The sequence below is a fragment of the Streptomyces sp. NPDC002467 genome (assembly GCF_042889825.1).
GTDB lineage: Bacteria > Actinomycetota > Actinomycetes > Streptomycetales > Streptomycetaceae > Streptomyces.
Genome location: NZ_JBIARJ010000021.1, coordinates 70,012 through 94,097, shown reverse-complemented (window position 1 = coordinate 94,097; position 24,086 = coordinate 70,012). Strand labels below are relative to the sequence as shown.

Below are 24,086 nucleotides of genomic sequence, written 5' to 3'. Positions count from 1 at the left end.
GCTGGGCGTGTACGGCGGGCAGGACCCGGCGGGGGGCCACACGGATGTCCAGCCCCGTATTGTGGCCGGGGGGCCGGGGGGGGGGGGCGGCCGGCCCCCCCCCCCCCCCCCGCGGTCCGCGGTTACGGGCGGAAGCGCAGGACCTGCGGGTCGTGGTCGCTGTTCTGGACCGAGAACTCCGCGTTGATGTGCACGCTGTCGTACGTGAAGTTCTTGATCGACGGGCTGGTCAGGATCTGGTCCAGCACCTGCGCGTTGCCCTGGTAGACGTACGAGTACCGCTCCGCCTTCGGCAGCGACTTGATCGCCGGGTACAGCGCCCCGCCGTCCGTCAGCGCCTGCGTGGTCGCCGAGAACTCGAAGTCGTTGATGTCGCCGAGGGCGAGGACGCTCGCGTTCTTGTCGGCCGCCAGGATCTCCTTGACGAAGCCGTTCACGGCCTGCGCCTGGAGCAGCCGCTTGGTCTCCGAGGAGCGCACCGGCGGCTGGTGGTGCGAGGTCAGACCCTCGTCGCCGCCCTTGGAGCCGAAGTGGTTGGCGATCACGAAGACGGTCCGGCCGCGGAAGACGAACTCGCCGGCCAGCGGCTTGCGGCTGTCGACCCACGCCGGGTTCGCCGGGTCGATCCGGCCGGGGGAGTGGGTGAGGGCCGCGTGGCCGTTCTCCCGCACGACGCCGTTCGCGGTGGTCGCGTCGCCCGCGGCGCGGTCGGTGAAGGAGACCCGGGCGGGGTTGAAGAGGAACACCTGGCGGATGTTGCCCCCGGGCTCGCCGCCGTCCTTCTTGTCCTCCGGGTTGATGCTGCGCCACTGGTACGCCGGGCCGCCCGCGGCGGCGATCGCGGCGGTGAACTTGGTCAGCGTCTGCTCCGCCGAGACGGTGCCGTCGTTCTTGGCGCCGTTGTCGTCCTGGATCTCCTCCAGGGCGAGGATGTCGGGGGAGGCGAGGTTCTCGACGACCGCCTTGGCGAGGTTGTCGAACTTCTCCTGCGGGTCGCTCGGGTCCAGGTTCTCGACGTTGTACGTCGCCACCGCGAGCTCGCCCGGGCTCTGCGCCTTGGTCTTCTCGGGGGCGAGGGTGCCGGCCTTGACCGTGCCGAGGGTGCGGGCCACCAGCGTGTAGCCGCCGAACTGGTTGAAGTCCAGCGGGCCTTCGGTGGTGCCGGTCAGCCGGTCGCCGACGTTGGCCACCGGGAAGGGCTGCTGCGCGAGCGGCGCGAGCTGCTGGATCTGGAGGCGGCCGGTGTTCTGGGACTCGTACGAACCGTAGATCGTGCCGCCGCGCTTGGCGGCGTTCTCCCAGCCCTTGACCGTGACCCACAGCTCCGCGTACGGGTCGGTGGCGCCGACCACGCGCGAGGTGCCGATCGCCACGTTCATGCCCTCGAGGGACTCGTAGTAGTCCAGGGCGTAGCGCGAGGGCTCCAGGGTCAGGCCGTTGATGCTGCCGGCGGCGGCCGGGTCGCCCGCGGGGGCGTATTCGGCGGGCACCGAGTACTCGTTGATCTGGACGGCCTCGGGCAGCGCGTTGCCCGAGGAGACGACGGTGACGGTCGGCTTCGATATCTGGGTCACCGACTGGTTGCCGGAGTTCAGGCCGCCGGGGACGTACTCGCCGACCGTGCCGGAGACCTTGACCGCGTCGCCCACGGCGACGGTGGGGACCGAGTTGGTGAAGACGAAGATGCCTTCGCTGGTGGCGTCGTTGTCGTCCGCGTTCGGGTCCTGGATCCAGAAACCGCGCGAACCGTAGGTGCGGACGCCCGTCACGATGCCCTCGACACCGGCGACCTGCTTGCCGGCCAGCGGGGACGTCCGGGTGGTGCCCTGGATGTCGTGGATGCGTATCGGATCGGCGGACACGGCGCCTTCGGCCGCGTCGGCGGAGCCCGCGAGCAGGCCGGTGGCCAGTGCGGTGGCGACGAGGGCCGCGACGGCGGCGGAACGGGGATGCGAGGAGCGCATGGTCGGGAACTCCGGTGTGGGATGAGGGAAAACGCAGAAGGGGGGTGGGCATGGGGCTCCGGGAAGGGTGTCGCCCCCCTCGGACCCCGACATGTCTACGCGCGTCAATTTCCTGTGTGGTCAGCAAAGTTGTCAAGCCCTCCAGGGAATACGCCGGTTGACTGTGGGATGAACCAAAGGTGATGGGGCGCCAGGCGCGCCCGAATTGCGTCTACGCTGGGCTTCCGGCCGGTCGGCCGGCCGGCCCACCGGGCGCCCCGGCGCGGCCCGCACCGGCCCGCCCTCCGGCCACCCCACAGCGTTCGCTTCGCGAGGAGAACCGCCCCATGTCCGCAGAGCCGCACCCCACGCTGCCGCCGGTACGGCTGCCCGCCGATGCGGAACTGGCCCGCGACGCCCTCGGTGCCCCCCTGTTCGCCCGTGCCGTACGGCTGGCGCGCTGGGCCGGACCGGACACCCGCATCGAGATCGGCGGTGAACTCGCCGCCGACCAACTTCCTCTGGCCGCAAGGGAACTGGGACTCGAAACCTCCGACGAGGACTCCGTCGTGTACGCGAGTCAGGCCTGGCGGGTGGCGGTCGACACCGGGCTGGTCGACGTGACCGAGCCCGAGGAGGAGTCGGGGGAAGCGGAGGGCGAGCGCGGCACGGCCGTGCCCGGAGAAGACCTCGCACTGGTGACGGGCGGAACGCCCGGCGACGTCCTCGAACTGTGGCTGGCCGCCCTCGACACGGTGCTCGCCGACGCCGCCGTACCCGATCTGGACGACCTCGTCGACGCGCTGGACGCGGGCGGCGAGATCGACTTCGACCGGCTGGACTGGAACCCGGGTCGCGAGGCCGACTTCCTCGACGGGGTCCTCGCCAACCTCTACCTGCTCACCGTCGCCGAGGGCGGGACCGCGGACGGGCCGGTTCCGCTGCCCGTGCTCGCCGCGTCGATGGTCGTGCCCGACGGCATGGGCGATCCGACCGACGCCGTGCTGGAGCAGGTCTCGGACGCGATGATGCGGCTCGACGACCAGTTCCGGCAGCTGGAGCCGATCGGGCTGGTGGAGTACCGGCCCGTCGACGAGGCGCTGATGGCGGAGGGGGAGGAGCCGGCGGGCGGCGCGGGTGACGCGGGTGACGACGAGGAAGACGTCTCGCGCTACGGGATGGTCCGGCTCACCCCGCTCGGCCGGTACGGCATCCGCGCACGGATGCTGGAGGCCGGGGTCGAGGCCCCCGCCGTCGGCGACCTCGCCGACAAGGGAGCCGACGCGCTGCTCGACGGCGTCGCCCACTACCCGGAGGGCGCAGCCCAGGCCGAGATCGAACAGTGGCTCGCCGGCCGCGAACTGCCCACAGCCGTCGCAGAACTGCTGGCCGCGGCCCGCGGTGACGACGAAGGCGCCCCGCTGCGACGGCTGCGCTGCCAGCAGGCCCTCGCGCCGGCCGGGCCGGAGGCGGAGCCCGTGGTCCGTGCGGTGCTCGACGACCCTGAGCTCGGCGGGCTCGCCCGGGTCTGGCTCGCCGAGCACGGGGTGACAGACGTACCGGCCCCGGACGGCGCCATGGTGTTCTGGCTGACGGTCGACACGATCGCGGCGCAGCTCGCCGCGGACGGGGAGACGGAGGAGCTGCCGCTGCTCATGGAGACCCTGACCGCCCACCACGCGGGTTTCTTCGACCAGGCGTGGCGGGTGGACCACCCGGCGACCGCGGACGTCCTGGAGGCCATGGGGCGGCTGCACCCGGACAAGAAGGCCGCGAAGGAAGCCCGCAAGGCGGCGTTCAAGGCGCGTTCCCGGCAGTCCTGACCCGGCAGTCCCGGCAGTCCTGACCCGGCCAGTCCCGGCAGTCCTGACCAGGTCCCCCGGGGCGGGTCGCCCCGGGGGTGGAATCGACGGCCCCGGCGGGTGGTCCGAGCGGACCTGAGGCCTCCCGACACGCTCTTTTGCATGAATATGCGGTTTGGTGCATACTCTTTCCATGTCCAAGGTCCTCACATCCCTGCCCGCCGGCGAACGCGTCGGCATCGCCTTCTCCGGCGGCCTCGACACCTCCGTCGCAGTCGCCTGGATGCGCGACAAGGGTGCCGTCCCGTGCACCTACACCGCCGACATCGGCCAGTACGACGAGCCCGACATCGCCTCGGTGCCCGGCCGCGCCAAGACCTACGGTGCCGAGATCGCGCGCCTCGTCGACTGCCGCGCGTCTCTGGTCGAAGAGGGCCTGGCCGCGCTCACCTGCGGTGCGTTCCACATCCGCTCCGGCGGGCGCGCCTACTTCAACACGACGCCGCTCGGCCGCGCCGTCACCGGCACCCTGCTCGTCCGGGCGATGCTCGAGGACGACGTGCAGATCTGGGGCGACGGCTCGACCTTCAAGGGCAACGACATCGAGCGGTTCTACCGCTACGGTCTGCTCGCCAACCCGCACCTGCGGATCTACAAGCCCTGGCTCGACGCGGACTTCGTGACCGAGCTCGGCGGCCGCAAGGAGATGTCGGAGTGGCTGCTCGCCCACGACCTCCCCTACCGTGACAGCACCGAGAAGGCGTACTCCACCGACGCCAACATCTGGGGCGCCACCCACGAGGCCAAGACCCTGGAGCACCTCGACACGGGCGTCGAGACCGTCGAGCCGATCATGGGCGTGCGGTTCTGGGACACCTCGGTCCAGATCGCCACCGAGGACGTGACGATCGGCTTCGACCAGGGCCGCCCCGTGACGATCAACGGCAAGAAGTTCGCCTCCGCCGTCGACCTGGTGATGGAGGCCAATGCCATCGGCGGTCGTCACGGCATGGGCATGTCGGACCAGATCGAGAACCGGATCATCGAGGCCAAGAGCCGTGGCATCTACGAGGCCCCGGGCATGGCCCTGCTGCACGCCGCGTACGAGCGTCTCGTCAACGCGATCCACAACGAGGACACCCTCGCGCAGTACCACAACGAGGGCCGGCGCCTCGGTCGCCTCATGTACGAGGGCCGTTGGCTCGACCCGCAGGCGCTGATGGTGCGCGAGTCGCTCCAGCGCTGGGTCGGCTCCGCCGTCACCGGCGAGGTCACCCTGCGGCTGCGGCGCGGTGAGGACTACTCGATCCTCGACACCAAGGGCCCGGCGTTCAGCTACCACCCGGACAAGCTGTCCATGGAGCGCACCGAGGACTCCGCGTTCGGTCCGGTGGACCGGATCGGCCAGCTCACCATGCGCAACCTCGACATCGCCGACTCGCGGGCCAAGCTGGAGCAGTACGCCGGCCTCGGCCTGATCGGCACCGGCAGCCCCGCCATCGGCGCCGCCCAGGCCGCCGCGACCGGGCTGATCGGCACCCTGCCGGAAGGCGGCGCCGAGGCCATCGCCTCCCGCGGCGAGGTCTCCGGCGAAGAGGAGATGCTGGACCGCGCCGCGATGGAGTTCGGCACGGACTGAGCACGGACCGGGGTCGGATCGACCCTTCTCGGCCGGCTCGGCGCCCCAGGGCGCCGGGCCGGCCGTTTGCGTTCCCGGAGATTCGACCGGCTCGGGTGTGCGTGGTGTCGGCGGTGCGGGGGAGGGTTCGGGCAAGGTGTCGACAACGCGCCGTTCCTGGTCCGGAGTTGGCCATTCCGCCCACCGGAAAGGGGTCGGCTCCGCTTCGCGGGTAGTTCAGCCGCCGTTCACGTGCGGGCGGGAGCGTGTGCGCCGACGACCGCACGACAGGCGCACCACCTCCCCACCCCTGGAGACCCGATGCCGCTCAGCCGTAGAGACTTCACCGCCCGCACCGTGATCGCCGGTGCGGGAGTCGCCCTCACCGGGACGGTCGGCGCACTCGCCACCGCCCCGGGGGCGCTGGCGGCCGAGGAGGGCGAGCAGCGCGACGAGCGCGGGCGGCCCTGCGAGCCCGGCTACGGCCCCCTGGTCCCCGATCCGGCCGGCATCCTCGCCCTCCCGGCGGGATTCTCGTACCGCGTGATCACCCACAGCGGGGTCACCGAGCTGGAGTCCGGCGAGATCACCCCGTCCAACCACGACGGCACCGCCGCCTTCGCGGGCCACCGCGGGGTGACCCTCCTCGTCAACAACCACGAACTCAAGGGCAAGCGGGCGAACTGGACCCACCCCGTCCCGCTCACCGAGGGGCTCGTCTACGACCCGGCCGCGGCCGGCGGCTGCACGGTCGTCGAGGTCCGCCGCGGCGGTGAGGTCGCCGAATGGGTGGGCATCGCCGGTACGTCGACCAATTGCGCGGGCGGCGCCACCCCGTGGGACACATGGCTGACCTGCGAGGAGACCGAGGACCTCGCCGGCAAGAACGGCATGACCAAGGACCACGGCTACGTCTTCGAGGTCGATCCGCACGACAACCGCGCCAACCGCGACCCGCAGCCGATCAAGGCGTTCGGCCGGTACGCCCACGAGGCGGTCGTCATCGACCCGCGCCAGGGCCACGCCTACCTGACCGAGGACGCCTCGGGGCCCAACGGGCTGCTCTACCGCTGGACCCCGCCGGCCGGCTTCCGGCACGGGCGAGGCAAGCTCCGTACGCTCGCCGCCGACGCGGGGGTGCTCCAGGCCCCCAAGTGCACCGACGGCTCGGGCCTGTTCGTCGACGACCTGTCGCGCGCCACGAAGATCGGCACCGTCTACGGCGTCGACTGGGTGGACGTACCGGACCGCGACGCGCGGACCGTGCCGGTGCGCAAGCAGTTCGCGGACGGCACGGTGACGCGCGCCCGCAAGCTGGAGGGCATGTGGTGGGCGGACGGCGGCGCGTACTTCGTCTCCTCCTACGCCCGTGAGGAGAGCCCGGGCGCGGCCCACGACGGCCAGGTGTGGTTCTACGACCCGAAGCGGCGCACCATCCGGCTGACCGTGCTGCTCGGGGTGAACGCGGACCCGTCGGTGGAGGGCGGCTACGACGGCCCCGACAACATCACCGTGTCCCCGTACGGCGGCCTCGTCATCGCGGAGGACGGCTCGGGGCTCCAGCACCTGTTCGGCGCGACGGAATCGGGCCGCACCTACCCCCTCGCCCGCAACGAGATGAACATGGGGACGGCCGAGGCGCCGGAGTACTCCGAGTTCACCGGTGTCTGCTTCTCCCCGGACGGACGCACCCTGTACGCCAACATCCAGGACCCCGGCATCATGCTGGCCATCACCGGGCCGTGGCGGCGTACGCGCTGACGTCTGCCGGAGCCGGACCGGCGTGGGCCGGTCCGGCGGCTACTGGGAGGCGGCGAGTTCGGCGCGGGAGGCCTCGGCCCACTCCGCGAGCAGGAACTCGTACGCCTCCGAGGGCCAGTCGCCGTCCACCCGGGTCTCGACAAGGTGCCGTATCGCCTCGTTCGCCTCGGCGGCGGACGGGCGGGCGGGCCCCGCGGGAGTGAGTGACTGCTTCATGCCTTCAAGGCTACGGGCGGGCACTGACAGCCACCTCCGGATTACGCGTGGCTTCCATCACCCGCGATGCCCCCTCGGTGGCTCCATGTGCCCGCCCACCTGCTCAGAGTGCCTCCGCGGCGGGCTTGACCATGCCGCGCACTGTGCGCGACTTCACAAACTGGCCCATGGCCGTCATCTCCCACTCGCCGGAGAACTGCTTGATCAGCTTCGCCATCATGACGCCGGTCTGCGGCTCGGCGCCGGTGAGGTCGAAGCGCACCAGTTCCTCCCCGCTCGCCGCGTCGACAAGGCGGCAGTAGGCCTTGGCGACATCGGTGAACTTCTGACCGGAGAAGGAGTTGACCGTGAAGACCAGGCCCGTCGTGTCCGCCGGGAGCCGGCCCAGGTCCACGACGATCACCTCGTCGTCGCCCGAGCCCTCGCCGGTGAGGTTGTCACCCGAGTGCTTGACGGCGCCGCCCAGGATGGAGAGCTTGCCGAACCAGCAGTGGTCGATGTGGTTGCGCTGGGGGCCGTAGGCGATCACGGACGCGTCGAGGTCGATGGCCCGGCCGCCGAACGCGGGCTCCCAGCCGAGGCCCATCTTGACCTGGGAGAGCAGCGGGCGGCCGCCCTTGACCAGGGAGACGGTCTGGTTCTTCTGGAGGCTGACCCTGCCCTTGTCCAGGTTGATCTTCCCGGTGCCCGCGGGGGCCGCCGCGGGCACCGGGGCGGGCGGTGCGGGAGGCGCGGCCGGGGTGGGCGTCGTGGCGCCGCCGAGCCAGGGGGAGGCCGGGTAGGAGACGGGCGGGGCCGGGGGAGCGGCGGGCGCCGGGGGCACGGGCGGGGCGACGGGGGCCGCCGCCGGGGCCGGCTCCTCCTCCACGGAGACCCCGAAGTCGGTGGCGATGCCGGCCAGGCCGTTCGCATACCCCTGGCCGACCGCGCGCACCTTCCACGCGCCGGCGCGCTGGTAGATCTCGACGACGACGAGCGCCGTCTCCGTGCCCAACTGTGGCGGGGTGAAGGTGGCGATCACCGAGCCGGCGTCGGCATTGCGCACGGTGGCGGTGGGCTCGATGCCCTGGAAGGTCTGCCCGGCGGCATCCGGGCTGGCCGTGACCACGATCCGCTCGATGCCCGGGGGCAGCGCGCCGGTGTCGACGGTGATCGAGTCCGGCGCCGCACCCCCGCCCGAGCGGTATCCGACACCCGGCCCGGAGGGCTGGTTGAAGAAGATGAAGTCGGCGTCGGAACGCACCTTGCCGTCTGCCGCGAGGAGCAGGGCCGACACGTCGAGGCGCACCGGCGCTGCCACGTCGACCGTCACGCGGACGGCGTTGAGCGGCAGGTTCGAACCAGGGGTCATAGCGGTCATGCCCGGAGAACGACCGGAGGGGCTTTGCCGTTCCCTTACCCGGCGCGAGATTTCAGCGCCGGTTGCGGGGGTGGTTGCGCGCGACGCGCTCGTTGCCGAACTTGTACGAGCCGGTCCAGCGGGCCATCACGAGCTGCGGATCGCCGGCCTCCACTTCGGCCAGGAACTTGTCGGCCCGGCTCCCGCGCAGGGTCGCCGCCTCGCGACCCCGGTGGGTGATGACGACGGAGTCGTCCCTGTGGCGTTCGTACGTGAACCCGTGCGGCTTCGGCATACCCCGGAGCGTGCCCGGCGCGGGGCTGGGCGGGCAACGGAATTAGCGGCGGTGACCGGTGACCGGTGGCCGGTGGCCGGTGGCGGTGAAAGGCAGGCGATGGCCGGCCGGCCCCGGCCGCGAATGGGCCGGGGCCGGGGGGCCGCGCCCGGCTCAGCCGCCCGTCACGCGGCGCGGCAGCCCCAGCGGGTTGGCCTCGCGCAGCTCCGCCGGGAGGAGGGCGTCGGGGACCGACTGGTACGCCACCGGGCGGAGCCAGCGCTCGATCGCGGTCGCGCCGACCGACGTCGAGTGGGAGGTCGCCGCCGGATACGGACCGCCGTGGTGCTGGGCCGGGGCGACCGCGACACCGGTCGGCCACCCGTTGACGACGATCCGGCCCGCCAGCCCCGTGACCTGCCCGATCAGTTCGGCGGCCGGACCCGGCGCGCCCTCGGTCTCGGCGGCCGACAACTGGAGGGTGGCGCTCAGGTTCCCGGGGAGGAGCGCGAGCACCGCGCCCGCCTCGCGCTGGTCGGCGTACCGGACGACCACGGTGACCGGGCCGAAGCACTCCTCCAGCAGGACCTCGTACGCCCCGCCTTCCAGCAGGTGCCGCGCCGGCACGGTCAGGTATCCCGCGCCGACGGTGTGCTCCCCGCCCGAGCCCGGGGTGACGGGCGTGCCGACCCCGGTCAGCGCGGCCCGCTCGCGCACCCCCGCTATGAAGTTCTCCCGCATCCGGTGGTCGAGCAGCACCCCCGGCTCGGTCTCCCCGAGGGCCTTGGTCAGCGCCCCGGTCAGCCGGTCGCCGTCCGCGCCCTCGGGCACCAGGACCAGGCCGGGCTTCACGCAGAACTGGCCGACCCCGAGGGTGACCGAGCCCGCGAGTCCGCCGCCGATCTCCTCGGCGCGCTCGGCCGCCGCCGCCGGGGTGACCACGACGGGGTTGAGGGAGCCGAGTTCGCCGTGGAAGGGGATCGGCACGGGCCGCGCGGCGGCCGCGTCGAACAGGGCCCGCCCGCCCCGGACGGAACCGGTGAACCCGGCCGCCGACACCAGCGGATGGCGGATCAGCGCCAGTCCGGAGTCGAACCCGTGGACCACGGTCACCACGTCGGCCGGGAGCCCGGACTCGACCGCCGCCCGCCGCAGCAGCGAGGCGCACAGCTCCGAGGTGGCCGGGTGGTCGGGGTGCGCCTTGACGACCACCGGGCAACCGGCGGCCAGGGCGCTCGCGGTGTCCCCGCCCGGCACGGAGAAGGCCAGGGGGAAGTTGGAGGCCGCGTACACCGCGACCACGCCGAGCGGCACCTTGTAGCGCCGCAGTTCGGGGCGCGGCGGGCTCAGGGAGGGGTCGGCGCGGTCGATGCGGATGTCGAGGTACGCCCCCTCGTCGACGGCGTCGGCGAAGGCGCGCAGCTGGCCGGTGGTGCGGGCGAGTTCGCCGGTGAGCCGGCCGGGGCCGAGCGCGGTCTCCGCGTCGGCGGCCTCGATGACGTGGGCGGCGGACTCGTCGAGCAGCGCGGCGGCGGCGCGGAGGAAGGTGGCGCGGGTGGTGGCGTCGGCGAGGGCTCCGCGGGCCGCGTGGGCGGCCCGTACGGCTCCGTCCACCTCCTGGGGCGTGGCTTCCACCGCGACCTGTTCGCGCTGCTTCCCGGTGCGGGGGTCCACACTCCAGACTGGTGTCGTTGTCATGGCCCGCTGCCTCCTGGATCGTTCAGTATTCTGAACGCCGTTCCGGTGGATGAATGATCACATCTGCTGCGGACTCTATTTCCGCGTCCTCCGCGTGACAAGGGGCGAACGGATGCGGCCGGAGGCGACCAGAGGGGAAGCGCGCCCATGACGACGACCGAGGCGGGGCCGCCGGCCCGGGGAACGGCGCAGGAGACGGCCCGGGACGCGGCGGTGCCGGGGGCGGCGCAGGACGCGGCGACGTCGGGGGCGGTGCCGGGGGCGGCGGGGGCGGCGGTCAAATCGGCGGTCCGGACCGTGCTGCTGCTGGAGCACTTCGCGGCGCGGCCCGGGCTGCACAGCCTGGCGGACATCCAGCACGACCTCTCGCTGCCCAAGTCCAGCCTGTACATGCTGCTGCGCACCCTGGTGAACCTGGGGTGGGTGGAGACGGACGCCACCGGCACGCGGTACGGCATCGGCGTACGGGCCCTGCTCGTGGGCAGTTCGTACATCGACGGGGACGAGGTCGTCGCCGCGGCCCGGCCCACCCTGGACCGGCTGTCCGACGACACGACCGAGACCATCCACCTGGCCCGGATGGACGGGACGAGCGTGGTGTACCTGGCCACCCGCCAGTCGCAGCACTACCTGCGGCCCTTCACCCGGGTGGGACGGCGGCTGCCCGTGCACTCGACGGCGCTGGGCAAGGCGCTGCTGGCCACGCACACGGACGCGGAGGTGCGGGCGCTGCTGCCGCGGCGGCTGGAGGCGGTCACCGAGCACACCGTCACCGACCGGGAGCAGCTCATCGAGGAGTTGGCGCTGGTCCGGGAGCAGGGGTACGCGGTGGACCGGGAGGAGAACACCCTCGGTCTGCGCTGCTTCGGTACGGCGATCCCGTACCGGACTCCGGCGCGGGACGCGGTGAGCTGCTCGGTGCCGGTGGCCCGGCTGACGCCGGGGCACGAACAGGTCATCAAGGCGGCGCTGTTCGAGGCGCGGGACCGGCTGTCGGTGGTCACGCGGCGCATGTGAGGCGGTGGAGGGGGCGGTTCCTCCCCCGCTCGGGGGAGACGGTTCCCCTTGGAGGGGGAGGTGGCGGGGCGCCGCGCGCGGGACCGTTGGGTCATGACCACACGAGCAGTGCACCCGACGGGTGCGGAGCGGCCCGAGTCGCAGCCGGAGCCGGAGCCGGAGCCGGAGTCGGAGCCGGAGTCGGATCCGCAGTCCCGGCAGCCCCATCGGCCGACTCCTGTTCCGGGGGTCGGGCGGCAGATCCTGCGGGTGGCCGCCCTGGCCGCCACCGTGCCCTACCTGGCACTCAAGACCGCCTGGTTGGCGGGGAGCCGGATCGGCATACCGGACGGCAGCGTGCTGCTGGATCCCGAGCCGTTCCTCATGGCGGCGAATGCCGTCACGGTGGCGATGGACGCCTGCGTGGTCCTGCTCGTGCTGGTGCTCACCCGGCCCTGGGGCATGCGGGTGCCGGCCTGGTTGCTGGCCGTCCCGGTGTTCGTCGCGACCGGACTGCTGACCCCGATCATCACCGGGTTCCCGGGCCAACTCCTCATACGCCTGCTGGGCTTCGGGGAGGACGCCGCCGCCAAGGCGGTGCGTCTGCCCTTCCTGGACCCCTGGGTGTTCAACGTCGTGTACACCGGATTCGCGATCCAAGGACTCGCCCTGGCCGGGTTGTTCGTGCCCTATGCGCGGGAGCGCTGGGGCCGGCGCTGGCAGGGCGTGCTGGGGCGGAGGCTGCCGTCGTCCACGGGGGTGGTGGCGGCAGCCTCGGCAGCGGCCGGCCTCGCGGTCGGGGCGGTGCACGCCTACTGGGCCTTCGGGGGCGGTGCCGGGCTGGGCGCGGAGCGGGCCGCGGCCTACTCGGCGGAGACTGCCGTGGTGACCGTCGTCCACGGGACGTGCGCACTCGCCGCCGGCGCGGGGGCCCTGCTCCTGGCCCGCGGGGGGAGCCTGCGGGCACGGTGGCCGCTGGCCCTCACCTGGGTCGGCGCGGGGGCCGCCCTGGCATGGGGGGCCTGGATGCTGACCGCCTCGCTGGGGCCGCAGCTGGACGGAGGTGAAGGTCCGCCGGCAGCAGTCCTGTTGACCTACGCTGGCCAGATGATCACCGGATCGCTCGCCGCCGCAGTCCTCACCCGGTTCCTCATATCCCGCCGAGAGGGGTGATGCGCGACGGCCTGGGCGTGCTGTTGGGCGGGCGGGCCCGGCTGCGCTGGGTGCACCAGATCCTCGGCGGGGCCCTGCTGATGCCGTACTTCCTCCTCGCGGAGGTGGGGGTCGGCATGGCGGCCGGCGGAGTCAACGCACTCGACTCCTTCCCGCTGGCCCTCGCCTCCTACGCCGCCGCCCTGCCGCTTGCAGCGGTCACCGCCGTCTTCGGGCTGGTGCGGCCGCTGTCGGTGACCGCGGTCCGGGCCATGTGCGGGGTGCCGGGGGACCGGCTGGCGGAGGGGCCGGCCCGGTCCTGGGCGGCCCGGGGGCGAACGTCCGCCTGGTGGACCCTGCACCTGGGGGTCGGCGCGTTGGTCAGCGGGCTGACGCTCGCGGTGCCGCCCATGGGGGTCGTGCTGATCGCGCTGCCGTTCGTGAGCGGGCTGAAGGAAGTACGCCTCGGGTTCGGCTGGTTCTCCACCGACGCCCAGCCGTACGTGGCACCGCCGATCGGGATCGCCCTGCTGGCCGGGCTCGTCCTGGTCGCCGCCGGGGCGGGGGCGCTGCTGGCGCGGATGGCACCGGTACTGCTCGGGCCGACCGCGGCGGACCGGCTGGCGGCCGCGGAGGAACGGACCGCGGACCTGGCCGTGCGCAACCGGCTGGCCCGGGAGCTGCACGACGCGGTCGGGCACGCGCTGAGCGCCGTCACCCTGCAGGCGGTCGCCGCCCGGCGGGTGCTGGACCGCGACCCGGAGTTCGTACGGGAGGCGCTGGCCGCCATCGAGGACACCACCCGGCGGACCGTGGGCGAGCTGGACGCCGTACTGGGCCTGCTGCGCGACGGGGACCCGACGCGGCCGGACGCCGCGCCGGCCCCCACCCTCGCCGCCGACCTCGACGGACTGCTCGCCCGCACCCGGGCGGCCGGCACCACCGTGACCGCCGACCAGGACCCCGGGCCCGTTCGGGAGTGGGCGCAGCTGCCGGCGATCGCCTCCCGAGAGGCGTACCGGATCGTCCAGGAGGGCCTCAGCAACGCATTGCGACACGGCTCCGGCCCCGTGGAGCTGCGGATCCGCGTACACGAGGGGGAGGACCCCCGCCGAGAAGGAGCGCACCGTGAACTGGAGATCACCATGACCAATCCGCCCGCCGCGCCCGACGACCGGGAGCCCCGTACGACCGGGGGCCGGGGCCTGCGCGGCGCGGCCGAACGGGCCGCGCTGCTCGGCGGCGCCATCGAGGCCGGCCCGCACGAGGGTCGCTGGCGGCTGAAGGCCGTACTCCCGCTGGGGGAGGGAGCCCGATGACCGCGCCCAGCAGGCCCCCGCTGCGCCTGGTGCTCTGCGACGACGAGCGGATGGTCCGCACCGCGCTGCGGGTCATCCTCGAAGCCGAACCCGACCTGGAGGTGGTCGGTGAGGCGGCCACCGGAGCCGAGGCGGTGCCGCTGGTCCGCTCACTGGCCCCCGACGTGGTGCTGATGGACGTCCGGATGCCCGAGATAGACGGGATACGGGCCACCGAGCAGATCCTCGCCACCATGCCCGAGCCGCCCCGGATCGTGGTCGTCACCACCTTCGAGAACGACGCCTACGTCTACGACGCGCTGCGGGCCGGAGCCTCCGGCTTCCTCCTCAAGCGCGCCGACCCCGACGAGCTGATCGGCGCGGTCCGGCTGGTGGCCCGGGGCGACTCCCTGCTCTTCCCCGCGGCCGTCCGCTCCCTCGCCGCGGCCCAGGCGCCCCGTACCCGGCCCGGCGCCGCGCCCTGGGTGTCCCGGCTCACAGAGCGGGAGGCCGACGTACTGCGCCTGATGGCCACCGGACTGTCCAACCACGAGATGAGCGAACGTCTCGGGGTCGGCCCGCAGACGGTGAAGACCCATGTCGCGGCGGTCCTCACTAAGACGGGCTCCCGCGACCGGACGCAGGCGGTCATCGCGGCCTACGAGGGAGGCTTCGTCATGAAGAAAAGCTGAGAACCCGGCCACAATCAGGGCAGAGCGGAACGGTCGGGGCGGCTGGGACGTCCTTCTGGGGGATGAACAAGACGATCAGGCGTGCGTCGGTCTTCTGTCTGCTCCTGGTGCTGGCCCTGCTGGTCCGCGTCACCTGGGTGCAGGCGTACCAAGGCCAGGCCCTCGCAGACGACGAGCACAACCGACGGAACGCCATCGGGAAGTACGAGAACCCGCTGGGCAACATCATCGTGGGCGGGGAGGCGATCACGGGCTCGGTGCAGACGGGCGGCAAGGACTTCGCGTACAAGCGGACCTACACCGACGGCCCCCTCTACGCGCCGATCACCGGCTTCAACTCCCCGGTCCAAGGCGCGACCCTGCTGGAGGGCATCTACAAGAACGTCCTCAACGGCTCCGACAACCGGCTGAAGACCATGATGGACACGCTCACCAACAAGCGGGCCGCCCCGGGCAACGTGCTGACCACGATCGACAAGGACGTGCAGAAGGCCGCCTACGACGCGCTCCAGGGCAAGCAGGGCGCCGCCGTGGCCATCGACCCCGCCACGGGCGAGATCCTCGCCGTCGTGAACAACCCCTCCTTCGACCCCGGCCGGATCACCGGCGCGAACGACAAGGAGGCCTGGGCGGAGCTCTCCGCCGACAAGGGCAAGGCCATGGAGAACGTGGCGCTGCGCAAGCCCCAGGCGCCCGGCTCCACCTTCAAGCTGGTCACCCTCGCGGCGGCGATCGAGAACGGCCTGGTCACGAATCTGGACCAGCCGACCGGCACCCCCGACCCGTACACGATCCCGGGCACCCGCACCCTGCTCCCCAGCGAGGCGGGCTCCGCGGCCTGCAACAACGCGTCGCCGCGCACCGCGCTGCGGCTGTCCTGCAACAACGTCTTCGCGGAGCTCGCGAACAAGCTCGGCCAGGACAAGATGCGGGCCATGGCCGAGAAGCTCGGCTTCAACACGCAGATCGACACCCCGGTCCGCACCAACCCGTCGAGCAAGTACCCGTCGAAGAAGATGTCCGTCGACCAGGTCGCGCAGACGGGTATCGGCCAGTTCGACGTGCAGGCCACCCCGCTCCAGATGGCGATGGTGACGGCCGCGATCGAGAACGGCGGCAAGCTCGTCGCCCCGCACATGGTCTCCGAGGTCACCGACGCGGGCGGCAACACGCTGGAGAGCTTCAAGGACCCGAAGTCCCAGCAGGTCATGAGCGAGAAGACCGCCTCGATGGTCAGGGACGCCATGAGGACCGTCGCCACCGAGGGCGGCGGCAAGCCGGCCCAGGTCTCGGGCGCCGAGGTGGGTGGCAAGACCGGTACCGCCCAGCGCGGCGTCAACAACAGCCTCTCCCCGCTCGCCTGGTTCACCTCGTACGGAAAGAAGGGCGGCAAGCAGATCGCCGTGGCCGTCGTGATCGAGAACTCGGACACCGACCGCTCCGAGATCGGCGGCGGCAAGCTGGCCGCCCCCATCGCCCAGAAGATGATGGCGGCGTGGCTGGGCAAGTAGCCGTGGCCGAAGAAACGGGCAGGGTCGACGCGCCGGGAACCGACACGGGTCCCGGCGCGTTCCCCTTCCCATGATCAGGACCGCGCAATCCGCAGACCTCGACGCCATCGCAGCCCTCCACGCCAGGGCCCGGGCCACCTACTACCAGGGCCACATCCCGGAGCAGGCCTACGCCGGTGAAGCCGAACTCACCCGGACCAGGGAGGCCTGGTCACGGGCGGTCGCCCGGCCCGCCACCGAGGGCCGGGTGCTCTGCGCCGAGGAGGGCGGCGAGGTCACCGGCGTCGCCGCCTTCCTCACCGCGGAGGGCGAGACCACCCTGACCCAGCTCCACGTCGACCCGGTCCACTGGCGCCGCGGCACCGGGGCGGCCCTGCACGCGGCCTGCCTCGACGCCTGGAGACGCGCCGGAATCAGCCGGGTCCGCCTGGAGGTCTACGAACACAACCTGCGCGCCCAGGCCTTCTACGCCCACCACGGCTGGCTCCCCGCCCCGGCGTCCGGTCGCACCGGGTCCCACCGCACCCTGTGGCTCACGGTGCCGCCGTCCGGGGAATGAGACGGGGCGGCGAGTGGTTGAACCGGAAACCGTTCGCAATCGGAGAGAAGAAGGAACATGCGCGTCGAGATCTGGAGCGACATCGCCTGCCCGTGGTGCTACATCGGCAAGGCCCGCTTCCACCAGGGGCTGGCCGACTTCGCCCACCGCGACCAGGTCGAGGTCGTCTTCCGGTCGTTCGAGCTGGACCCGGGCGGCGCCAAGGGCGTCACCGCCCCGGTCCTGGAGATGCTCGCCAAGAAGTACGGCCGGACCCTGGACGAGGCGCGCGCCATGGAGGAGCACGTCGCGGCCACCGCCCGCGCCGAGGGGCTCGACTACCGCACCGACGGCCGTGACCACGGCAACACCTTCGACATCCACCGCCTGCTGCACCTGGCCGCCGCACGCGGCCGCCAGGAGGAGCTGCTCGACCTCGCCTTCCGGGCGAACTTCGCCGAGGTCCGCTCCGTCTTCGACCCCGAGGTGCTGGTAGCCCTCGCCGTCGAGGCCGGACTGGACGGGGCCGAGGCCCGCGCCGTCCTCGCCGACGACTCCGCCTACGCCGACGAGGTCCGCGCCGACGAGCGCGAAGCCGCCGAACTGGGCGCGAGCGCCGTCCCGTTCTTCGTCCTCGACCGCCGCTACGGGATCTCCGGAGGCCAGCCGGCCGAGGTGTTCACCCGAGCCCTGGAGCAGGCGTGGGCCGGGCGCGAGGTCGAGGAGTCGAACGCCGCCGAGGCGTGCGAGCCGGACGGCGCGTGCGCGGTCCCGCAGGCATAAGGATTCCTTGGAGTGGGCGAATGAAACCCACCAATGGACTTTGAGTTGATCCTGGCGCAGAGTTGACGCCATGGACCTTCCGATCTCCGAAGCGGCCCGGGCCGAGTTCGCCCACTCCACCACCTACCTCAACACCGCCAGTTGCGGGGTGCTCCCGCGTTCCGCCGTCGCGGCCGTACGGGAGCTGGCCGAGGCGGCGGGGGCCGGGATCCCCGCCGGATTCGGCGACTTCGACCGCGTCGGCCGGGTCCGCGCCGCCTTCGCCCGGCTGGTGGGCGTGGACGCGGGGCGGGTCGCCCTGGGCTCGGCCGTCGCCACCCACGGCGGCCTCGTCGCGACATCACTCCCGTCCGGAGCCGAAGTCCTCTGCGCGGAGGGCGACTTCGCCTCCGTCATCAACCCCTTCGTGGTCCGGAGCGACCTCAAGGTGCGCTTCGCGCCCCTCGAAACCCTCGCCGAGGCCGTCGGCCCGGACACCGCCCTCGTCGCGGTCAGCGCCGTGCAGTCCGCGGACGGTCGGGCGGTCGACCTGGTTGCCGTCCGCGCCGCCACGACGGCGCACGGGGCCCGGATGCTCGTGGACGCGACGCAGGCGGTCGGCTGGTTCCCCTTCGACGCCTCGCCGTACGACTACACGGTCACCGGCGGCTACAAGTGGCTGCTCGGCGGTCGAGGGGCCTCCTACCTGACCGTGTCGGAGGAGGCCCAGCACACCCTGACCCCGATCAACGCGGGATGGGTGGCGGCGGAGTCCGTCTGGGACTCCATCTACGGGCCCATGCCGCAACTGGCCGAAGGGGCCCGCCGCTTCGACGAGACCCCGGCCTTCCTCGCCTACCACGCGGCCGAGCCCTCGCTGGCCCTGCTGGAGCGGATCGGCGTCGAGGCCGTCCACGCCCACGACACCGCCCTGGCCGCCCGCTACCGCGCCGGCCTCGCCCGCCTCGGCCACGAGCCCGTGCCCGGGGAGGCCGCCATCGTCTCGGTGCCGGGCCTCGCCGACCGCGGGCCCGCGCTGCTGGCGGCCGGCATCGCCACCTCCGCCCGCGCGGGCTCCCTGCGGGCCTCGTTCCACCTGTACAACACCGAGGCGGACGTGGACCGGCTCCTCGACGCCCTGTCCTGACCGCTACCGCGCGGGGGAGGCCGCCCAGGCCGACTCCGCCGCGGCCAGTGCCGGCTCCGGATCGGCCCCCACGGCGGCCGCGAGCGCCGTCAGGGAGGCGCGGACCACCGGCAGCGAAGCCGCCGGACCGTAGTGGTTGATCCGGATCATCTCCCGGGCCAGGGCCCCGCCGCCCGCGGCGAGCGGCGCCGACGGGTCCGCCGCCAGCGCCTTCGCCACCACCTGCGAAGCCTCCTCGGCTCGCAGCGTGGTGGCCACCGGCGCGGCCTCCGCCGCCCGGCCCACGTACGGGGCGAGCCCCAGCAGGGCCGCACCCTCCCGGGTCGCCGCGGCGGCGGCCGCGTGCCGGGCCATCACCGCGGACAGCCCCTCGTCCGCGATCCGGTCCAGGCAGGCCTCCATCGCCAGCATCTCCAGCTGCGCCGGGGCGTGCGGCAGCGCCTTGCGCCCGGTGTCGATCCAGCGCTCCTTCCAGTCGAGGAGCGAGAGGTAGGAGCGGCGCGGAGCCGCGGGGTTCTCGGCGAACCGGGCCCACGCGCGTTCCGAGACCGACACCGCCGACACCCCGGCCGGCCCGCCCATCGCCTTCTGCGCGCCGATCACGCACAGGTCCACGCCCCAGGCGTCCACCAGCAGTGGCTCCGCGCCGACCGAGGCCACCGCGTCCACCATGAACAGCGCGCCGTGCTCCCGTACTGCCTCGCCGATCTCCGCGACCGGGTTCGTGTTCCCCGTCGCGGCCTCGGCGTGGACCAGCGAGACGAAGTCGATCTCCGGGCGCGCGGCCAGCGCCCGCGCGACCGCGTCGGCCGTCACGGCGGTGTCGAAGGGGACCTCCAGGTCCACCACGGTCGCCCCGCAGTCGCGCAGCCAGTTGCCGAACGTGGTCCCGTACGGGCCGGTGACCACGTTCAGCGCGGTCGAACCGGGCCGGGCGCCCGAGCGGATGCACCCCTCCAGCGGCAGCAGCGCCTCGCCCTGGGTGATCACCACGTCGTGCCGGGTGGAGAGCAGCTCCGCGACCCCCCGTTCGATCGACGCGAAACGCTCCGCGGTCAGCGGCGGGAGGTCCAGGAGGGGGTGGGACACGGGGGTGCTTCTCTCTTCGTCCAGGCTGTCCGGATACGTCCGGCCATTCCTCCAGAGCCTACCCAGCGCGCCGTTACAGTGCCGACATGAGCGATGTGCTGCACGTGAAGGGGCGGGTCCTCGTCGGTCCCGACGAAGTCCGCGACGAGCTCTGGGTGGTCGACGGGAAGGTCTCGTACGAGCGCCCGCGCACGGCCCGCGAGGTCACCGCGGTGACCGGTTGGGTCCTGCCCGGACTGGTCGACGCGCACTGCCACGTGGGGCTCGACGCCCACGGCGCGGTCGACGCCGAGACCGCCGAACGCCAGGCCCTCACCGACCGGGACGCCGGCACCCTCCTGATCCGCGACGCCGGATCCCCCTCGGACACCCGCTGGGTCGACGAGCGCGAGGACCTCCCGAAGATCATCCGGGCGGGCCGGCACATCGCGCGCACCCGCCGCTACATCCGCAACTACGCGCACGAGATCGAGCCGGCCGACCTCGTCGAGTACGTCGGCCGCGAGGCGCGGCGCGGCGACGGCTGGGTCAAGCTCGTCGGCGACTGGATCGACCGCGACGCCGGGGACCTCACCGCCTGCTGGCCGCGCGCCGAGGTCGAGGCCGCCATCGCCGAGGCGCACCGGCTGGGTGCCAGGGTCACGGCCCACTGCTTCGCCGAGGACTCGCTGCGCGACCTGGTCGAGGCGGGCATCGACTGCATCGAACACGCCACCGGCCTCACCGAGGACACCATCCCGCTCTTCGCCGAGCGCGGGGTGGCGATCGTCCCGACGCTCGTGAACATCGCGACCTTCCCGAAACTGGCCGCCGGCGGCGAGGCGAAGTTCCCGAACTGGTCGGCCCACATGCGGCGGCTCCACGAACGGCGCTACGACACCGTCCGCGCGGCCTACGACGCGGGCATCGAGGTGTACGTGGGCACCGACGCGGGCGGCTCCCTGCCGCACGGCCTGGTCGCGGCCGAGGTCGCGGAGCTCGTCAAGGCCGGCATCCCCGCCCTGGACGCCCTCTCGGCCACGGCCTGGGCGGCCCGCGCATGGCTCGGCAGGCCCGGCCTCACCGAGGGCGCGCCGGCAGACCTCGTGGTCTACGGCAGCGATCCGAGGGTCGACGTACGGGTGCTCGCCGATCCGCTGCGCGTGGTGGTGAACGGCAAGGTCCGCTCCTGAGCGCCGCGTTGACGGCGGGCGTGACATCCCCGCGAACCGGTCGTTGGACTCGCCCCCGCCCGGTACGGGAGAGAACCCCTGTTCCTCGCGAGACGCAAATAATCGAATGCGCACCCGAAAACCACCCTTTGGGGTGAAGTGACGTCAGGTACCCACCCGTTCACCCACAGTGCGTAAAGATTCCGAGGGTAGAGGCCGTCGGCGCGCGATGTCCCCCATTGGCGACGTGACGGCACCCATCTCCTCGGGGGTTCCACGACCTTGAACCGCAACACCTTCCGCATGCCCGCGGCCGTCCTCCTCGCCACGGGAGCGGTCGCCCTGCTCGCCGCCCCGCCCGCCTTCGCCACGGGAGGCGGCGAGGGCAAGGCGGGCGCCGTCGTCCTGAGCACCGGACTGGACGTGGGCCTGCTCAACAAGACCGTGCACGTACCGCTGAAGGCGACCCTCAACGAGGTGAACGCCCCCGCGACGGCGGAGAAGACGGCGCTGACCGTCACCCTCGACGGGGTCGACGGCGGAACGCCGGTCAGCGTCCTGCGCGCCGACGTGGCCACCTCCAAGGCGACCGCCGACAAGAACCGGGCCGAGGCCGAGGCCAACCTCGCGAAGGCCAGGGTGCACGTGCCGGGCCTGCCCGCGCTCTCCCTCATCGAGGTGGAGAAGGTCACCTCCAAGGCCGTCTGCGAGGCCGGGAAGCAGCCGGTGGCCACCTCGAACGTCCTCGGGTCGGTGACCGCGCTCGGCAAGAAGACCACCGTGACCGCCGGCGGCCCCCCGACCAAGGTCGAGGTCCCCGGGCTGGGCCAGGTCACCCTCGAACTGTCCGCCACGCAGACCACCTCCACGACCGCCGCCGCGACCGCGCTCCGGCTGAAGGTGTCCCTGAACCCGCTGAAGCTCAACGTGGCGGAGGTGGAGGGGGAGATCGTGCTGGCGGAGGCGCACTGCGAGGCGCCGGCGGCGCCGAAGCCGGACATCAAGCCGCAGACGACGACCACGAACACGTCCACGACCCACGCGAACCTCGCCGAAACGGGCGGCGGTTCACCGACCCCGTACGTCGCGGGCGGCGCGCTGATCCTGCTCGGCATCGGCGCGGGGGCGCTGGTCGTGAGCCGCCGGCCGTCGTAGCGGGCGCCGCTGAGCACCGGGAGGGGGGTGCTCAGCGGCCCCGCGGGGGCCGACGTGCGCCCGGCGTGACCCCGTGCCGTCGGGGTCGGGTGCGCGGCGTGGCACCCCCGTGTCGTCGGGGTCGGGTGTGCGGTGGGGCGCCCCCGCAGGGCGTCGAACGCACCACGTCTTGCATGTCCGCTGCCGCTTCCCGTTCGACGCCCGAGGAGGTGCCCCGGCGCGCGCCCGGCCCCGACGGCCCATGGGCGCGGCCCGGCGGGGGCGGGGGTGCCGCTGCGCGGAGCCGGTCCCCTACCCGCCCTTCCACCGTTCCCCGGGCTTTGCCCGGACCCGGTCCTCAAACGCCGGACGGGCTGAAAACGGCGCCTCAAACGCCGGCGAGGCTGAAAGGCCCGCACCCGGCGGACGACAGTGGCCAAATCCAGCCCCGCCGGCGTTTGAGGCGCGGGGTGCGGGGCGGAGCCCCGGACCGGTGCGGCGGACGAGTCAGGCGGGACCGGTCAAGGCGCGGCCAGCGCAAGGGCGTGGTCGAGGGCCTGGAGGAGCCGCCCCGTCGTCGCACGGTCCCGGACCGCGAGGCGGAGCCACGACCGGTCCAGACCGGGGAACGTGTCCCCCCGCCGCACCGCGAAGCCCAGGCCGCGCAACCGCGTCCGGACCTCCGCCGCGTCCGCGACCCGGATCAGGACGAACGGGCCCTCCGCCACCCCTACGACCGACACCTCGTCGAACTCCGCCAGCCCGGCCAGCAGATGCGCCCGGTCCACCGCGATCCGCCGCGCCGCCTCCTCCGCCTCGGCCAAGGCCGCCGGCGCCACGCACGCCTCGGCCGCCACCAGCGCCGGGGTCGACACCGGCCACAGCGGCTGCGCCGCGGCCAGCTTCGTGATCACCTCCGGCTCGGCCAGCACGTAGCCGATCCGCAGCCCCGCCAGCCCCCACGTCTTCGTCAGGCTCCGCAGCACCACCAGCCCCGGCACGTCGGTCCGCCCCGCAAGGGCCTCCCGTTCGCCCGGGACGGCGTCCATGAACGCCTCGTCGACCACCAGGATCCGCCCCGGCCGGGCCAGCGCGGCCAGCGTCGCCGCCGGGTGCAGGACCGACGTCGGGTTGGTGGGGTTGCCCACCACCACCAGGTCCGCCTCCTCCGGCACCATCGCCGGGTCCAGCCGGAACCCGTCCTCCGCCGTCAGCAGCACCCGCTCCACCCGGTGCCCCGCATCCCGCAGGGCCGCCTCCGGCTCGGTGAACTGCGGGTGCACCACCACCGGCCGTACGGCCCCCAGCGCCCGCGCGATCAGGACGAACGCCTCCGCCGCCCCGGCCGTCAGCAGCACCCGCTCGACCGGCAGCCCGTGCCGCGCCGCGACCGCCGCACGCGCGGACCGGCCGTCCGGGTAGGCGGCGAGGTCCCCGAGCGAGGCCGCGATCCGCTGCTTGAGCCACTCCGGGGGAGTGTCCGACCGTACGTTGACCGCCAGGTCCACCAGCCCCGCGCCCGCGTCGATGACCTCCGCGTCCCCGTGGTGCCGCAGGTCGTGCGCCTGGGCCGTGGCGACCGCGCAGGTCGCCGCCACCGACCGGCGCTTCGGTACGAGGAGTTCGCCGCCGGCCGCCAGCGCCGCGGCCTCCGCCACCGAAGGCGTGCCGGTCTCCACCCGCACCGCTTCCGAGGGGTGCGGCACCGTGATCGCGGCCAACTGCTCCGCCGGATAGCCGACGAGCGGCACACCGAAACGTTCCGCCGCACCCGTCAGCCCCGCTTCGGCCGCCTTCGACTCCACCGTGGCGAGCGCCGTCACGGCCTCCGAGGCCAACCCGGCCCCGCGCAGGGTCTCCTCCACCAGGGCGCAGACCTCCGCCACGGAGACCCCCGCCCGTCCGCCGACCCCGACCACCAGCCGCGTCACGTACTCGCCCACCGGGGATCCTCCCTCCGTATCG

General features: G+C 73.2%; 19 protein-coding genes and 1 pseudogene. 13 read left to right on the top strand and 7 right to left on the bottom strand.

Going from position 1 to position 24,086, the window contains the following annotated elements:
* Positions 1–122: 122 nt before the first annotated feature.
* Positions 123–1,964, bottom strand: coding sequence for an endonuclease/exonuclease/phosphatase family protein (locus ACFYYJ_RS33875; protein WP_389137988.1), 1,842 nt, complete (start codon positions 1,962–1,964; stop codon positions 123–125).
* A 326-nt stretch (positions 1,965–2,290) separates the two neighbouring features.
* Between ACFYYJ_RS33875 and ACFYYJ_RS33870 the strand changes: the two genes are divergently transcribed.
* The 3 genes from ACFYYJ_RS33870 (at position 2,291) to ACFYYJ_RS33860 (ending at position 7,124) form a co-directional block, all read left to right on the top strand.
* Positions 2,291–3,766, top strand: a complete 1,476-nt coding sequence (locus ACFYYJ_RS33870; RefSeq protein WP_389137986.1) for a hypothetical protein — start codon at positions 2,291–2,293, stop codon at positions 3,764–3,766.
* A 172-nt stretch (positions 3,767–3,938) separates the two neighbouring features.
* Entirely contained in the window at positions 3,939–5,384 is a 1,446-nt protein-coding gene (argG, locus tag ACFYYJ_RS33865) for an argininosuccinate synthase (RefSeq protein ID WP_385131617.1), read from the top strand.
* Positions 5,385–5,684: 300 nt separating this feature from the next.
* Positions 5,685–7,124 carry an alkaline phosphatase PhoX gene (locus ACFYYJ_RS33860; RefSeq protein ID WP_389137984.1) on the top strand — a complete coding sequence of 480 codons (1,440 nt, stop codon included), beginning with the start codon at positions 5,685–5,687 and terminating at the stop codon, positions 7,122–7,124.
* Between the two features lie 39 nt (positions 7,125–7,163).
* On the opposite strand, the gene ACFYYJ_RS33855 is transcribed toward ACFYYJ_RS33860, so the two are convergent.
* The 4 genes from ACFYYJ_RS33855 to ACFYYJ_RS33840 form a co-directional block, all read right to left on the bottom strand.
* Positions 7,164–7,340 carry a hypothetical protein gene (locus ACFYYJ_RS33855; RefSeq protein WP_376660006.1) on the bottom strand — a complete coding sequence of 59 codons (177 nt, stop codon included), beginning with the start codon at positions 7,338–7,340 and terminating at the stop codon, positions 7,164–7,166.
* A 103-nt stretch (positions 7,341–7,443) separates the two neighbouring features.
* Entirely contained in the window at positions 7,444–8,700 is a 1,257-nt protein-coding gene (locus ACFYYJ_RS33850; protein WP_385131612.1) for a TerD family protein, read from the bottom strand.
* Positions 8,701–8,752: 52 nt separating this feature from the next.
* Positions 8,753–8,974, bottom strand: a complete 222-nt coding sequence (locus ACFYYJ_RS33845) for a hypothetical protein (protein ID WP_384750861.1) — start codon at positions 8,972–8,974, stop codon at positions 8,753–8,755.
* 153 nt (positions 8,975–9,127) lie between these two features.
* Entirely contained in the window at positions 9,128–10,651 is a 1,524-nt protein-coding gene (locus tag ACFYYJ_RS33840) for an aldehyde dehydrogenase (NADP(+)) (protein WP_389137981.1), read from the bottom strand.
* Between the two features lie 147 nt (positions 10,652–10,798).
* Here ACFYYJ_RS33840 and ACFYYJ_RS33835 point away from each other — a divergent pair, with 147 nt between their 5' ends.
* The 8 genes and pseudogenes from ACFYYJ_RS33835 (at position 10,799) to ACFYYJ_RS33800 (ending at position 18,747) form a co-directional block, all read left to right on the top strand.
* A complete protein-coding gene (locus tag ACFYYJ_RS33835; protein WP_385364179.1) occupies positions 10,799–11,668 on the top strand; it encodes an IclR family transcriptional regulator in 870 nt (289 codons plus the stop codon).
* Positions 11,669–11,761: 93 nt separating this feature from the next.
* Positions 11,762–12,820, top strand: a complete 1,059-nt coding sequence (locus tag ACFYYJ_RS33830) for a hypothetical protein (protein WP_389137979.1) — start codon at positions 11,762–11,764, stop codon at positions 12,818–12,820.
* Positions 12,820–14,118, top strand: coding sequence for a sensor histidine kinase (locus ACFYYJ_RS33825; RefSeq protein ID WP_389137977.1), 1,299 nt, complete (start codon positions 12,820–12,822; stop codon positions 14,116–14,118). Before ACFYYJ_RS33830 ends, ACFYYJ_RS33825 begins: the two co-directional genes overlap by 1 nt.
* Entirely contained in the window at positions 14,115–14,789 is a 675-nt protein-coding gene (locus ACFYYJ_RS33820) for a response regulator (RefSeq protein WP_389137975.1), read from the top strand. The genes ACFYYJ_RS33825 and ACFYYJ_RS33820 overlap by 4 nt, the downstream gene beginning before the upstream one ends.
* A 62-nt stretch (positions 14,790–14,851) precedes the next feature.
* On the top strand, positions 14,852–16,300 hold the full coding sequence (locus ACFYYJ_RS33815) for a peptidoglycan D,D-transpeptidase FtsI family protein (RefSeq protein WP_385131595.1): 1,449 nt from the start codon (positions 14,852–14,854) through the stop codon (positions 16,298–16,300).
* 46 nt (positions 16,301–16,346) lie between these two features.
* A pseudogene (locus ACFYYJ_RS33810) lies at positions 16,347–16,859 on the top strand (GNAT family N-acetyltransferase); the annotation flags it as partial.
* Between the two features lie 57 nt (positions 16,860–16,916).
* A complete protein-coding gene (locus ACFYYJ_RS33805; protein WP_389137972.1) occupies positions 16,917–17,621 on the top strand; it encodes a DsbA family oxidoreductase in 705 nt (234 codons plus the stop codon).
* A 70-nt stretch (positions 17,622–17,691) separates the two neighbouring features.
* Complete coding sequence (locus tag ACFYYJ_RS33800; RefSeq protein WP_389137970.1) at positions 17,692–18,747, top strand: aminotransferase class V-fold PLP-dependent enzyme; 1,056 nt, start codon at positions 17,692–17,694, stop codon at positions 18,745–18,747.
* 3 nt (positions 18,748–18,750) lie between these two features.
* On the opposite strand, the gene ACFYYJ_RS33795 is transcribed toward ACFYYJ_RS33800, so the two are convergent.
* The gene (locus ACFYYJ_RS33795) at positions 18,751–19,836 is read right to left on the bottom strand and encodes an aminotransferase class V-fold PLP-dependent enzyme (RefSeq protein ID WP_389137968.1); all 1,086 of its coding nucleotides are present in this window, start codon (positions 19,834–19,836) and stop codon (positions 18,751–18,753) included.
* A gap of 86 nt (positions 19,837–19,922) precedes the next feature.
* On the opposite strand from ACFYYJ_RS33795, the gene ACFYYJ_RS33790 reads away from it, so the two are divergent.
* Together ACFYYJ_RS33790 and ACFYYJ_RS33785 are read left to right on the top strand one after the other, a co-directional pair.
* A complete protein-coding gene (locus ACFYYJ_RS33790; RefSeq protein WP_389137966.1) occupies positions 19,923–21,008 on the top strand; it encodes an amidohydrolase family protein in 1,086 nt (361 codons plus the stop codon).
* Between the two features lie 261 nt (positions 21,009–21,269).
* Positions 21,270–22,142, top strand: a complete 873-nt coding sequence (locus ACFYYJ_RS33785; protein ID WP_385131580.1) for an SCO1860 family LAETG-anchored protein — start codon at positions 21,270–21,272, stop codon at positions 22,140–22,142.
* A 500-nt stretch (positions 22,143–22,642) separates the two neighbouring features.
* Here the strand turns inward: ACFYYJ_RS33785 and cobC are convergent, their stop codons facing one another.
* Positions 22,643–24,064, bottom strand: coding sequence for an Rv2231c family pyridoxal phosphate-dependent protein CobC (gene cobC / locus ACFYYJ_RS33780; RefSeq protein ID WP_389137965.1), 1,422 nt, complete (start codon positions 24,062–24,064; stop codon positions 22,643–22,645).
* Positions 24,065–24,086 lie beyond the last annotated feature (22 nt).